The sequence below is a fragment of the Desulfosarcina sp. genome (genome assembly GCF_046496365.1).
Taxonomy (GTDB): Bacteria; Desulfobacterota; Desulfobacteria; order Desulfobacterales; family Desulfosarcinaceae; genus Desulfosarcina.
This window is the reverse complement of record NZ_JAWOHB010000053.1, coordinates 1-12,878: the sequence shown is the minus strand read 5'-3', so window position 1 is coordinate 12,878 and position 12,878 is coordinate 1. Positions and strand designations below refer to the sequence as shown.

13 protein-coding genes are annotated in these 12,878 nt (G+C 56.3%); 1 reads left to right on the top strand and 12 read right to left on the bottom strand.

The window, feature by feature from the left end:
- From R6V78_RS04290 to R6V78_RS04280, 3 genes are all read right to left on the bottom strand, one after another.
- The coding region (locus R6V78_RS04290) for a GMC family oxidoreductase N-terminal domain-containing protein (protein ID WP_410288098.1) at window positions 1-1,046 on the bottom strand (1,046 nt) is incomplete at its 3' end.
- Window positions 1,043-1,933, bottom strand: coding sequence for a gluconate 2-dehydrogenase subunit 3 family protein (locus R6V78_RS04285; protein WP_410288097.1), 891 nt, complete (start codon window positions 1,931-1,933; stop codon window positions 1,043-1,045). The genes R6V78_RS04290 and R6V78_RS04285, both read right to left, overlap by 4 nt.
- A gap of 41 nt (window positions 1,934-1,974) precedes the next feature.
- Window positions 1,975-3,234 carry a hypothetical protein gene (locus R6V78_RS04280; RefSeq protein WP_410288096.1) on the bottom strand — a complete coding sequence of 420 codons (1,260 nt, stop codon included), beginning with the start codon at window positions 3,232-3,234 and terminating at the stop codon, window positions 1,975-1,977.
- 63 nt (window positions 3,235-3,297) lie between these two features.
- On the opposite strand from R6V78_RS04280, the gene R6V78_RS04275 reads away from it, so the two are divergent.
- Entirely contained in the window at window positions 3,298-3,798 is a 501-nt protein-coding gene (locus R6V78_RS04275) for a hypothetical protein (protein WP_410288095.1), read from the top strand.
- A gap of 232 nt (window positions 3,799-4,030) precedes the next feature.
- On the opposite strand, the gene R6V78_RS04270 is transcribed toward R6V78_RS04275, so the two are convergent.
- The 9 genes from R6V78_RS04270 to R6V78_RS04230 all read right to left on the bottom strand — a co-directional run bounded on the left by R6V78_RS04270 (window position 4,031) and on the right by R6V78_RS04230 (window position 12,468).
- Window positions 4,031-4,792, bottom strand: a complete 762-nt coding sequence (locus R6V78_RS04270) for a hypothetical protein (RefSeq protein ID WP_410288094.1) — start codon at window positions 4,790-4,792, stop codon at window positions 4,031-4,033.
- Between the two features lie 3 nt (window positions 4,793-4,795).
- Entirely contained in the window at window positions 4,796-5,284 is a 489-nt protein-coding gene (locus R6V78_RS04265; protein ID WP_410288093.1) for an ankyrin repeat domain-containing protein, read from the bottom strand.
- 69 nt (window positions 5,285-5,353) lie between these two features.
- Window positions 5,354-6,313, bottom strand: a complete 960-nt coding sequence (locus R6V78_RS04260; RefSeq protein ID WP_410288092.1) for a sulfotransferase family protein — start codon at window positions 6,311-6,313, stop codon at window positions 5,354-5,356.
- A 31-nt stretch (window positions 6,314-6,344) separates the two neighbouring features.
- Window positions 6,345-7,676 (bottom strand): ABC transporter ATP-binding protein, encoded by a 1,332-nt coding sequence (locus tag R6V78_RS04255; RefSeq protein WP_410288091.1) that lies wholly within the window; start codon window positions 7,674-7,676, stop codon window positions 6,345-6,347.
- Window positions 7,660-8,475 carry an ABC transporter permease gene (locus R6V78_RS04250; protein ID WP_410288090.1) on the bottom strand — a complete coding sequence of 272 codons (816 nt, stop codon included), beginning with the start codon at window positions 8,473-8,475 and terminating at the stop codon, window positions 7,660-7,662. Before R6V78_RS04250 ends, R6V78_RS04255 begins: the two co-directional genes overlap by 17 nt.
- Window positions 8,476-8,580: 105 nt before the next feature.
- A complete protein-coding gene (locus R6V78_RS04245) occupies window positions 8,581-9,249 on the bottom strand; it encodes a putative capsular polysaccharide synthesis family protein (RefSeq protein WP_410288089.1) in 669 nt (222 codons plus the stop codon).
- A gap of 275 nt (window positions 9,250-9,524) precedes the next feature.
- Window positions 9,525-10,172, bottom strand: a complete 648-nt coding sequence (locus tag R6V78_RS04240; protein ID WP_410288088.1) for an SGNH/GDSL hydrolase family protein — start codon at window positions 10,170-10,172, stop codon at window positions 9,525-9,527.
- A gap of 163 nt (window positions 10,173-10,335) precedes the next feature.
- Window positions 10,336-11,160, bottom strand: coding sequence for a sugar phosphate nucleotidyltransferase (locus R6V78_RS04235; RefSeq protein WP_410288087.1), 825 nt, complete (start codon window positions 11,158-11,160; stop codon window positions 10,336-10,338).
- A 15-nt stretch (window positions 11,161-11,175) separates the two neighbouring features.
- Window positions 11,176-12,468, bottom strand: a complete 1,293-nt coding sequence (locus R6V78_RS04230) for an NAD(P)H-dependent oxidoreductase (RefSeq protein WP_410288086.1) — start codon at window positions 12,466-12,468, stop codon at window positions 11,176-11,178.
- Window positions 12,469-12,878 lie beyond the last annotated feature (410 nt).

Genomic DNA, 12,878 nt, shown 5'->3' with positions numbered 1-12,878 from the left:
AATGGATGCTTAGGGTTGGTCCGGGCAAAATCCTGAGTGGTGGCCCCCCCGAAAAACCCCCGGAAGGAGTCTATGCGTTCGGGGAACAGGGCAGTGGAATACACACCCAGATGCTGCATGAAATACTTCCCGACGGTGCCGCTGCGGTTGGCCAACCCGTCGGGAAAGGCGGCTGAGCTGGAATTCAGCAGCAACCGGGGAGACTGGATGCTGCCGGCGGAAACAACCACCACCCGGGCCTCCTGCTCGTGTTCCACGCCATCCTTGTCGAAATAGACCACACTGTGGGCCTTGCCGCCGGCATCGACCTTTATCTCGGCAGCGACGCATTGGGTGCGGATCTCCGCGTTGCCGGTGGCTTCGGCCTTGGCGATGTAGGTGACATCGATGCTCGACTTGGCGCGCGACATGCAGCCGACACTGCATTGCCCGCACTGGATGCACCGCGGCCGGCCGTCGAAGTAGCGCGAGAGCCTGGCCATGGGTGTCGGCCAGACGGTGATCCCCAGCTTGGTGCACCCGCGCGCGATGATCTTGTTTGCGTAGGAATTGGGAAAAGGCGGATTGGGATAAGGCGCCACCTTGGGCGTCCAGGGGTCGCCGGCCAACCCGGAGACGCCGAGCTCCGCCTCGACCCGCTGGTAATAGGGCACCAGGTCGTCATAGGTGATCGGCCAATCGGCGGCCACCCCGTCGTCGGTATAGACCCTGAAGTCGTCAGGACGCAGGCGCGGCGCGTAGGCCAGGTACCGTAGCGTGCCGCCGCCAAGCCCATGGACCTCATTGGGTCTTCTGAAGCGCACACCCTCCGGATTACCGACGGTATGCATCTCCAGGGACGAGACGGTGAACAGTCCCTTGTTGTAACCGTCCATCAGCTCCCAGTCCTGCCTGGCAGAAGAGTAGTCCCGCAGCGGATCGAGCCGCCGCCCAGCCTCCAGGACGACGACCGACAGCCCTTGCTCGGCCAGCTCTTTGGCAACGACGCCGCCGCCGGCCCCAGAACCGATGATGCAGACATCTGCTTTTTGTCGACTTGCGGTCACTTCGATTCCTTTTTCTTGCGATCCGGATTGGAAAACACGACGCCGATATGATCTTCCAGGTAGAATGCGTCCCTGTCATGTGGCCATGGCGCGTGCGGCCGATGGCAGGCCGTACAGGTATGATCGATGAAGCCGCCGCGCGGGTGCTCGCCGACCTCATGGCAGGTGTTGCAGGCGGTGTTGTTGACCATGCGCACCGAATCAATGTAGTGGGCGGATGACGGTGGCTCGGCGAAATCCAGATAACCCACCGGATGGGGCGGGCCGAAATAGCCGACGTGCTGCCAGGAGACCGGGTTGCTGTAGAAACCATCCACGACGTCCTCACGGACTTCGTTTAAAAACCGCCCATTCATCCGTGTGCCGGTCAATCCTTGCCATATACGGATGATCTTGCTTGCGGCGCGCTCGATGAAGCTGGTTGACCCGCCCGGGTCGAACGCCGCATGCAGCAGGTCCATCTGGATTTCCGGGTCCAGGTCCAGGAACTCGCTGCCATACCTGCTTTTGCAGAAAGCATCCAGCCAGGTTAATCCCTGGTCGTACCGCGCCTGTTTTTCCTTGGAATCCGCCGTGATTCGATCGATATAATCGACGACGCCCGCTTCGGTGGCGCCCGCTTCGTCGTCGGAGGGAATGATCAGCGCCGCCAGGGTGGCGACTGCGGCATACTGATGCGGTTTGAAAAACCGCGCACTATCGTTGAAATGCGGAATGGCGGGCCTGCCGGCTCCCGGGAAGCCGCCTGGGCCTTTGTTGCGCGCTGCGGTAACTGAAACGCCGCAGGTCCCGGCCAGGGCACCCAGGCCCAGAACGCCGACAGCAGACTTGATGATGAACTGACGCCGGTCAACGCCCTTGTTTCCGTTGACATTTTCTTTGGTCATGGTTCCACCGCTCATTTGGGTCATTGAACAGGCAACAGCCGTTAGCGTAACGCTTCTTTTTCCCACCCGAGATGCCTTTTGTCAAAAATGTCCCCGAGCATCTCCAGCATGGTTAGCAGCGCGGGTGCATCCGTATCTCCGGCCGTTGTCCAACCGCCGGCTTCGTCCCACGCGCTGGACAGACAGATTCGGGATTTGGCTTTAACCCAGCAGGCATCGAACGATTGAATGGCGTCGGGCCGGACCGTTACGCGGGCAGGATCCTGCAGGCGCCACGCCCCGTGAGGCCGGAGATCGAAGGAGGCGGTGTCGACTGTGAATTCACAGATGTCTTTGATGCAGCTGCCATTTAAACCCAGGCTGATGGTCGTTGCAGGGGACACGACATCCACACGGGCCCGGTGCCCCTGGAAATCGCCGCTCACGGCTGCCGTCAATTCAGGAAAATGGTGTTTGCCCACCCTGAAATCGTGCAGCCTGAAATCACCGGTGGACAGGGGTGGATTGGCCGCATCGAAAAAAACAGTCGCATCTACCTGCTGCAGGTTATAATCGCCATATGCCATGTTGGCACCATCGATGGCCATCGTTGCGGCGGGGCGCCGGTAATCACCTGTAAGGATCGCACTGCCTTTGACATGGCCGCGAAAGCCCGTCCAGAGGCTGTAAGGGTCGGGCAGATCGAATTCAGCCCGCAGGTTCGATTTTTCCGAAACGATTCCGTCGAGCGCAACCCGATTGTCGCCCAAGACCAGCCTGAGCTTTTCAAGGGTAGCCGCTTTTCCGTTCAGGCGCAGATTCCCCGAGGCGCTGAAAGGGTGCTCCAGGAGTTGGCCGTTTACCTTGATATTGCTGACCTCGACCCGGGGACCGTCATCGGTGAAGGCGCCTTTCAGCCCGGCATCGAGATCCAGTTTGCCGGGCCATAAACGCCACTGATGGCCGGGATGGATATCCGTGCCGCTGATCGTGAGGTCCCACTCGATGGCCGACCGCCGGGTCACATGCCCGCCGAGCGCTATCGTTCCCCCCAGGCATGTTGCCGTCAGCGCATCGATGCTGAACGCCTGCATGCCCCCCTGGCCGGTGGCGTGGATCACAGCTGGCGGCAGATGCCGGCCGTTCATGCTGCCGTCAAAGACAAGCTTATAGGCATCGGAATTGACACGACCAAGCGTCAGGTCGCCGTTAAGACCGGCAACCAGGGGTTCGTAAAGTTTAAGGGCCAGGTTCATTTTTCCGGGATTGCCACGGAGGTCACCTTTTCCCCTGATGGGCGCATCTCCTGCATGTCTGACCATCCACCTGACCTCCGTCTGAAACGGAAACGGTGAAATCAGTTCGCCCTGGCCGAGCAGATTGATATGCAAGTGTTTTTGATCCAGCTCCAGGTGATGCAGATAGAGATTTGTTCCTTCGGTGCTCAACTTCAGCACCATCCGTTCGATCTTTTGATGGTGTCCGCCGCCAAGCCATTCAATCTCATGAAACACCGCGTTATCAACAATCACATCAAAGGGGGGTGCAACGCCTTTCAGACCGTTTGTCAACGCGTCGACAATTTTATCGGACGGATGTTCCGAATGGTATTTCACCCCCTGTACGGCAAGGTTTTGCAGGTGAAGCCTGCCTCTCAAAAGCGTAAAGGGGCGCCAATCGATATCGGCCTGTTCAACGCTAATGCGATGCCCTTGGTAGCGGTATTCGATCGTTTTCAGTGTCAAGCGGCTCAACAGACTTCCCTGAAACTGGCCGACTGTCAGGGAATGGTTTTCAAGCCGGGTGAACCGCGAGACCAGGTAACGGCTGAAGGTCTCACTTCTGAGCAACAGAATGATTGTGGCCGTTACGATGATCAGCAATAAAAGGAAGCACACAATCCACGTCAACAACTTTCTATTTTTCAACATCATTACGATTTTCTCATCTGTCCGATTCGGTTGAAACAGTGTGCCAGGGTCAATCAGTAAAAACCTTGCAGCACGAGTCCGGACAGGATTTGTCCGGTGCAGTCGCGGCATGTATCATCGGGAGCGGCGGACGCGAGGCAACGCATGGGCGGCGTGAAAATTTCAATTGCACGCCTTTGATCAGATTCTACATATGCACATGGAATATGAGCCTGTATTTGCTGACCATTGGGTTGTTATCCAGAACGCCCGCCGCCTGATTGGCGTTTAGAACACGCTTTATGAAGTGTTTGCCGGTGTGATATACATAGGCATCGGAGTAGTTTTCATCTATCCATCCGTAGGCATGTTCGTTCGCAGAGAGCCGTTTACAGGACAACCCCACCGCCCCGCATGCCAGCGAAAAGGCGTGCTGATTGGACTGGCCGCGGTTTCCGAAAGGGTTTGACTGCCTGGCCAAAAGGTCTCGCGTGATGTCGAGCCACAGGGGTGCAATCCGTCGGTGAGCGCCCCTGGAAAAATAGAGCAGCCCCGTGTTCAGATAGGGAAAAAACGACGCGGCGCCATATTTGCGCAAATACTGCTTCCAGACCTCCGGCTGCCAATCCGGCTGCTCCGATGCGGTCGTGACTCTGCCGGCGATATCCTCGGCGTCCGTGGCAAAGAGCAGGTGCAGGGGCTTGAACACAAGGGTGTCGGTATCGATAAAGAGCAGTTGATCGCCGTCCACACGGCTGAGATGGGTTTTGTTCTCCATCCAGATGTACTTGCTGATATCGGGTATCGTCTCCACGCGTATGCGCGGATCCCTGAACCGAAAGGGTCTGCCCGATGCGCCGACACAAATGACAGTAATCCGCTCAAACTCGGTTCCCGAAGCAAGCACACTGCCGATCGAGGTCAACAGCTCAAGTTTTCTATCGGGTGAACATATATAAACGATATGCATGATTCAATCGCGTGGCACCTGGTCCGGCCCACCGGTCTGTTTCAGATAGTCAACGACATGGGCATGGCCGTTTTTCTCAGCGACGGCAATGGCGCTGTCGCCGTCCCGGCCTGCGATATCTGTTTTCGCGCCGTTTTCCACCAGAATCTTCAGGGCGTCCAACTGCCCTTTCTGGGCGGCAAACCACAAGGCCGTTTCACCTTTTTCCCGCCTTGCGTCAATCGCTGCGCCGTTGCGGATCAGCACCTTCACCGCCTCCGTGTGACCATTGTGTGCCGCCCACATGAGTGCTGTGGACCGATACTTTTGATCCGTGGCGTTGACATCCGCCCCCTTGGCCAACAGTTTTTCAATCGCCTGCGTGTTTCCCTTCATGGCCGCTTTGACCAGGTCCTGGTCCTTGCCCGTCCCGCAGGCCAACAGAATAAAGAATGTAATCAATACGCTGATGACCCATAGGATCCGCTTCTCACGGTGTTTGATTTCAGTCATGGCCTTATCCCCGGCAATGGTTAACGAAAGCGACGGTAAAAAATTGCAATTTTTTCGGATAAGCATACTTCAATGGATAGCCAGGATGCGGGTCAACGACTTAACCTGATTTATAATTTTTGTTTTCATCCTGAGAAAGGCATACAACACGCATCCAACCCAGTAGAAGGGCGTGCCGGTTAGCGAAGAGGAGAACTCTTTCTCCAGCCGGTACCCATTGGCTCTCACCGGCTGATTGCCACTGAAGCAGTAATACAGGATCGCCTGCTGGGCAAAGCTGAGACTGTCTTTCCATTTGTCGACCGCGTTGTCGGTCGGTCGGCGTTTATACTCTTCCTGACTGTACCAGACGTCGTTGGTAATCGCTTTTTCGCCGGCATGTTCGACCTGATCCGGCCGCAGCATTTTGGGATCCCACGGCAGGTCGAGAAAGGCGCAGATGCGGCGGGTCAGCCCGCCCGGGTCCCTGACCAGGTCCTCGTAGCTGACCGTCAGGAACGTCGATGCGCCGCGGGGTTGAAACGTCATCCCGTCGGCGTAGCACGCTGACACGTAGTGGACCGCATCGACCAGGCTGCGCGTGAAGGCCTGGGTCTGAATGCCTTTTTGACGGGCCCTGCGGCCGACTTTGAGCATGGACGCCACCACCGCCCGAGGATCCCTCACAATCTGGATGAACCGGGCGTCGGGATACAAGTCGGCAAGATCGGCGAACACTTGAATGTTGGCCGGGGTTTTTTCGCTGATGTATGCCGCGGGCCGGTTTCCGGCGATGGCCAGCAGAAAGTTGTCGATCAACTGTCTGAGATGGGCATCCGCCTCTGCCGGGGAACAGTATTCATCGAGCCACCCGTTGCCCAGGGTGCGCCGCATCATACGCCGCAATCGCATGATATCGGGCAAATGCAGGAATTCGGGGCCGCCGATGATATCCGGATGCGAGTCCAGCATGTTCTGCAGCAGGGTCGTTCCGGAGCGCGGTGCACCGCCGACAAAAATATAACCGGGCCTGACGGGTAAGTCTGTCATTGCTATCGGTATCCGTTCGGGTGGCGTGTCTCTACCCCTCTTGTGGACACCAATCGGCGTCCACGATAAATACGCCCTGACTTGATTTGGGCAGGCGACCGGTGCCGAACACATCGGCTTCATGGACGGTCAACTTGCTGGCCCGGGGAACCAGATCCAGTTGCTGTCTGCCGGCGCCGCAGCCGACGGTCAGGTAGTAGACACCGGGAATCAGGGGCAATCGGGGGATGTGGCATTCGATGGAACCGGTGGCCGGCAGATCGGGCAGGAGCCCTTTCTGCAGTGCGGTCTGCAGCCAGAAAAGCCGCACCCCCATCTGGGTTTCGCAGAAAATCCCGAAGTAAGGGTTTTTGAGGGGGGTGTCATGGGCATAGTGAATTTTGACGCGCAGGTGACCGCAGGTGGGAACGGATGATGTGACGCTGCCGTCGGCGTCCAGGTACTCCACCTTGCGAATGACCGGTTGCATCCCCTTGGCCCGGGCCATGGTCTCGAGGTTGGCCACCGCTTCCGTGCCGTTCATCTCCCTGAGATAGTCCAGGACGCCCTGTCGAGGGTCTTCGTTTTCTACGATGTGGTCTGACTTCAGGTGCACCACACGGTTGCACAGGTTGGCTACCGCCGGCATGTTGTGGCTGACGAACAGCACGGTCCGCCCCTGTTTGGCGACGTCTTCCATCTTGCCGAGACATTTTTTCTGGAACGCCGAATCGCCGACGGCCAGGACCTCATCGATCAGCAGGATCTCCGGCTCCAGGTGGGCGGCGACGGAAAAGGCCAGGCGCACCTTCATGCCGCTGGAATAGCGCTTGACCGGCGTGTCGATGAACTTCGAAACGCCTGAAAAATCAACAATTTCGTCAAATTTTTCTATGACCTCCCTTCGCTTCATACCTAAAATGGTACCGTTCAGATAGATGTTTTCCCTGCCGGTGAGCTCGGGGTGAAAACCGGTGCCGACCTCCAGCAGGCTGGACACCCGGCCCTCGATTTCCACGCGTCCCAGGGTCGGCAGGGTGATGCGGGACATGATCTTCAGCAGCGTCGATTTTCCAGCGCCGTTGCGTCCCACCACCCCCAGCACATCACCGCGCCGCACCTTGAACGAAATATTTTTCAGCGCCCAGATGATGGTGCCGTCCTTGTCGGCCTCGTCGTCGAAACGATATAACGATCTGTATTTCTTAAAATTTTTTATTGGCCTGATCAGGGTATGAAAAAAGGCCGAGGCGAAATTCTCGTCGCGGTCGGTTTTTTCCCTGGCACCGATGCGGTAGCGTTTGCCGAGATCCTGCACATCGATGACCACGTCGTCGCGGCCAGGGGTGTCGATTCCGTTCGATTGATTAGATGACGTCAGCAAAGATACCTTCCATGCGTTTGAAGTAGTAGGCGCCGCTGAGCAGGATAACAAGGCTGACCACGACGCCCGGCCATATGAACGGCCATGGAATCGGCAGCCCGAGTATGCTCGCGCGGAAGCCCTCGATAACGGCCACGATCGGGTTGAACGAGTAGATGAAGCGGTACTTGGGACTGATCGATGCGGACGAATAAACAATCGGGGCGCTGAACATCAGCATGCGGATCACGAACGGCATGGCATGGCGCACGTCTCGGAAACGGATCGCCAGGGCCGAAATCCACATGCCGATGCCGGCCACGGTGACGATCATGACCAGCAAGAACAGCGGAAAATACAGCAGCTGCCCGCTGGGCTTGATATCGTAAAAGGGCGCCAGGGCGATGATGATGAGAAACGAGAGCCCAAAGTCAATCAGCCGGGCCAGCACCGGCGTCATCGGGAAGATCAAGCGTGGAAAGTAGATCTTGTCGATCATCCCCGCCCCGGCGACAAGGCTCTGGCTGGCTTGCGTCATCGCCTGGGACATGTAAGTCCAGGGGATGATGGCCGTCGTCGCGAAAAGGACGTAAGGGATGCCTTCCGTGGGGACCTTGGCGACACGTCCGAAAACGATGGTAAACAAAATGATCTGTACCAGGGGCTGGATGATGGCCCACAGGAACCCCAGGATCGTTTGCGCATAGAGGACCTTGATATCCCGCCAAACCATGGAAAGGAATAGATCCCGGTACTCGAACAGTTCTCGCAGGTTCAGAATTTGCCACCCGGAAGCGGGTTTGATCACGATCTTTTGCAAGCGCTGCCCGCTCTCCGGGTTTAAGGATGCCTGATGGGTCATAGGATTGCTTTGGATTTCCTTGTGGTTGGTTCGCCGTTGGCCCCGCCCGTTCATCCGCATCCCTCAGACGGGCAGGCGCCACCGGCGCCGGAAGCCGGCGATTTCGTCGTCGGTGTACAGATGCTGCACCAATCGGGACGTATACATCCGATCGATGAAATCATCGGGAAAATGGATCGATTTTCTGACGGCGTCGTAGAGCCGGCCATAATCTTTTTGGGCCGAGACATTCTCGTTGGGCAATTTAAACGCATTCGTGTTCAGGAATTGCTGGAACGCCGGCGCGGCACACCGATCGAGAGCCTCGAGTTTGATCAACAGCACACGGCATCGGTCATTGCCGTAAATGGTGAACCCTTTTTCCTTGTCGAAGGGTTCGGCAAAAATATCGATATCAAACACCCGTTTCAACTCCATGTCGAACCACTTCAAGGGACGCTGGTGGTCGTGCCTGATCAGGAAGGTATCGATCAGCCGACGGGCATTCCCTTCGACATCGTCCTCGGCAAGCAAGGCCGCATAGTCGAGATGGGTGTGACGCGTCGTCAGATCCTGGAAAAAGGATGAGACGTTCCTGGCGATCGGATCCCTTACCAGGGTGATGACCGGCCATTTGCATGGGCGCGGCCCACGGGGAACACGAGGCCGCAGGAATTCTCCGGCGATCAGATGTTCAGGAATATAGCGGGTCTGGGGATAGGCATCGCGAATGACGCGGTCGAGCGCCTGCAAATTTTCCTGTGACAATACATGCAGATGATAAACAGGCGATTGGGTCCAGCATGTTTTGACAGATCGATATATTGAAGAAGATCCGACCTTTCCCATTTGATAGATAAGCAAAGGTGGACGCATGGTCTTAACTGCATATGCATTAGAAAAATAAAAAAGTGTCTTCCTGATTGTTTTTGCGGCAACATAGTTTTTGGTATTGATTCGCCGAAGCAAGATCTTCTTCAGATTCAAGGTCAATTTCCTAATATTTTTTCTGACAATAAACTTTTCGCTCAACGGGCGCAGGGAGGCTCCTGTTTAGTAGCGCTGGTTTTTTTGCCCGTACCCTCCCTGCGGACCCCCTGGAAGTGGTGTCCGCGCCGAAGGCGGTTCCACACGGCATCGGCAACTGTCTTTCTGCCCCGAGCATTGAGATGAACCCCATCGTTTTCCAGATCCCTGCCGGCATCAATCGCCGCGTAAATGTCGATGAGTGTAATTTTTCGACTGGCTGCCAATCGACGGTAGCCGGAGACGACAGTCGGGAGCCTGCCCTGAGCCCCTGCCAGACCGGCGTTGATCACATCCCCAAGGGGCGGCGGCGTTAACAAAACAGGGGAGATGCAGTCATCAACGGATGTAAGGATGTTTAAAAGCTTTTCCACCCCTTCAACCACTGCAACCCCATCCGGCGGACCGTATTGAACTTTGAGATCGTTGGTACCCAAGGCGATCACGACGATTGTCAACGGCTGGGCAGATCTAATTTTCTGTTCAATGACCATTTGCCCATTATAGACTCCCGCATCAAATTGGGTCGTCCGTCCGTCACAGCTTTCATTGATCACCCAAAGGGTATTGGCGCTGTTACGCTGCAGCATCGCCGGCCAACAGTTTCTGCCATTTCCCGGTCGGTAGGCATTGGAATCACCGAAGACCATGAGCCGCGTCGGGTTGCCTTTGCTGTTGGACCGATGGAAAAAATTTAATGGTGAAAGTATCGAAGGTGTCAATAGTTTATTGTCATTTGTTTTTTGGCCATTATTATTTTTCTATATGTCTTTTGTTTGCTGACATAACAAACAAAACCTTGGGATTTGGAAACTAATCCCTGAACGCATGGGTTTGCACAGCGGTAACCATATCTTCCGGGGTGCCAATATCTATATACGTGCCCCGGTGGAACAGAACCGAGTCAATTTCCAATTCAGAGTCGATGGCCGCCTGAATGACGCCGCCAATCTGAACTTCCCGGCGATCCTTTTGTTCCGATCCACCCGCGTCGGCGGCGATGGCCGCCAGATGATCTTGAACATACTGGTGCATGAATCGGGTGAAACTGAAATTCCAGGCTGCAATGATCCAGGTCCATTTCAGATCCGTTTGGACGGGTTTGATCCGGATGCCGGCAATCGTCCCATCGGCAGCCAGCTCGACCATATCCATTTTTTGTGGATTAACTGCCGGAAAAAGGCCCAGAACCACATCGGCTTGACTCGCCGCCAGGCGATCCAACAGTTGGATGTATACGTCATCCGGGTGGACAATAATGTCGGGAAAGCCGAAAAGAACCCGTTTGTTTTGTAAAAAGGTGAAGGCACTGTCCAGGGTAAAAGGAACACCATGTGGCAGATCGGTCATGAGATAGGCGATCGCCATGTTGACCATGGACCCACTTCCAAAATAGGCCGGGATGTCCCATTTACCTTTCGATAAAACGATGTAAGTTTTCTGCGCACCCGCCCGTTGCATCTTTTCCAACAGGTAGTGCGCCGCCACCTTGGGATGCCGCGGCCCCTTTTGCCTGATTTCGCCGAAACCGACCGGAAAAATCTCCTTGCTGCAGGGCAGCGGCGATACTCGCCTGGCCTGCCCGGCGGCCGGTATGAGTCCGACGCACGCGATGGCCTCCTGTTTCAGCAGGTCCATTTCAACTTATTCGAGTTATTTAAAATGATTGTCCTGCTCAGCCCGCAGTTTGTCACAGAGCCGGCCGTCGGGACGTTCGATGTCCGCGTAGGTCAGCACCTGGTCCTTGGGAATATCCCGAAGCAGGCGGCAGCCTTCGGCCAGGCCGATGGGCAGCAAACCCTCGGATTGTGTCACTGCCGAATTTTCGGCCAGGCCGTAGGTCATGTAGTGCCCCATGCCGTCGAGCACCTGGCCGGCTTTCAGGTCGATTTTCGCGGCGGCGACCACATCCACGCAGGGGCCGAAGGAGGGCGTAATGGCCGCATCCTTAAATAGAACGGCTCGGGCGGCGGTCAGCGGCGCCTCGAAATGGCACAGATGATAGGGCGTATAAAAGCAGTACAGGGGTCCGGTCCCCAGTTTATAGAGATTGAGATAATGCTGCTGCCGGGGGTGGTCATGGGTGCCCAATACGAACACCCCGGGGCCGGGTTCGGCGCCGACCACGTAGTCTACGATGCCCGGGCCGTCCAGCACTGCTTCCAGCGGGTAAAGCGCCGCCACCTCTTTGATCGGTGTGCCCGATGCCACGGTCGGGCCGAACATCCCCCGTTTGGCGACTTTCATGCCGGTGGCATTGGCCACAATGGCCTGCTCGAAGGAGATTTTCGTACCGTCGGCAAAGCTGGTCACCATGGCCGGGTTCTGCCCCCACTGCTTGGCAAACCCCTCCTGTGTCGTGGGGTTGCGGTATGGGTCGTGAAGCCCCTTGATGTTGCCACAGAGAACCGGCTTGACGCCGATGGATTTGACGAATCGGTATAAGTTCATGATGACGCCCGGCTGGTCGCCGTCTGCATTGGTGATCACCACGCCGGCCTTGTCCGCATAGACTTTCAGGATCGGGCCGATGGTGCCGTCAAGCTCGGCGTTCATCAGCACCACGTGTTTTCCGTGGTTGATGGCTTCGAGCACCAGGTGCGTGCTGAATTCGATGGCGCCGGTCACCTCGATGATCGCATCGATACCGTCAGCTTGACATACCGCCATCGCATTTTCGGTGATGGCGGGTATATCCTTTGAAATCAGTTCTTCGAGCTGCTCAACCGTCTCCGCGGCCTTGCTATTTTCCACACCCGCTTCCCGGTAGGCCCGTCGGGCGCCGTCGAGATGGCGATTGGCAATGGCCACCAGCTTCATTCCCTTGACAAAATTGGCCATTTGAAGGGCGATGCCGCGTCCCATGAAGCCGGCACCGATCATGGCCACACGGACGGGATTGCCCTGCGCATGCCTCTTCTTCAATTCGCTGTCAACGATGATCATTTAATTCTCCTGTGGATGTCACTAATTCCTCTTTTTACCACGAAGATCAAGAAGGACTCGAAGGGGGCGCTTTGCGCGTTAGCATGTTCTTCTTCGTGACCTTCGTGTCCTTCGTGGTGGGATGGTAGTTTTTTCATGTTTTTCTTTTTACCACGAAGAGCACGAAGGGCTCGAAAAGGGCGCTTTGCGCGTTAGCATGTTCTTCTTCGTGACCTTCGTGTCCTTCGTGGTGGGATTGGTAGCATTGCATGTTTTTCTTTTTACCACGAAGCGCAAGAAGGACTCGAAGGGGCGCTTTGCGCCTTAAAATGTTCTGCTTCGTGACCTTCGTGTGCTTCGTGGTGGGATTGGTGGCTTTTCATGTTTTCTTTTAACCATGAAGCGCACGAAGGGCTCGAAGGGGGTGCATT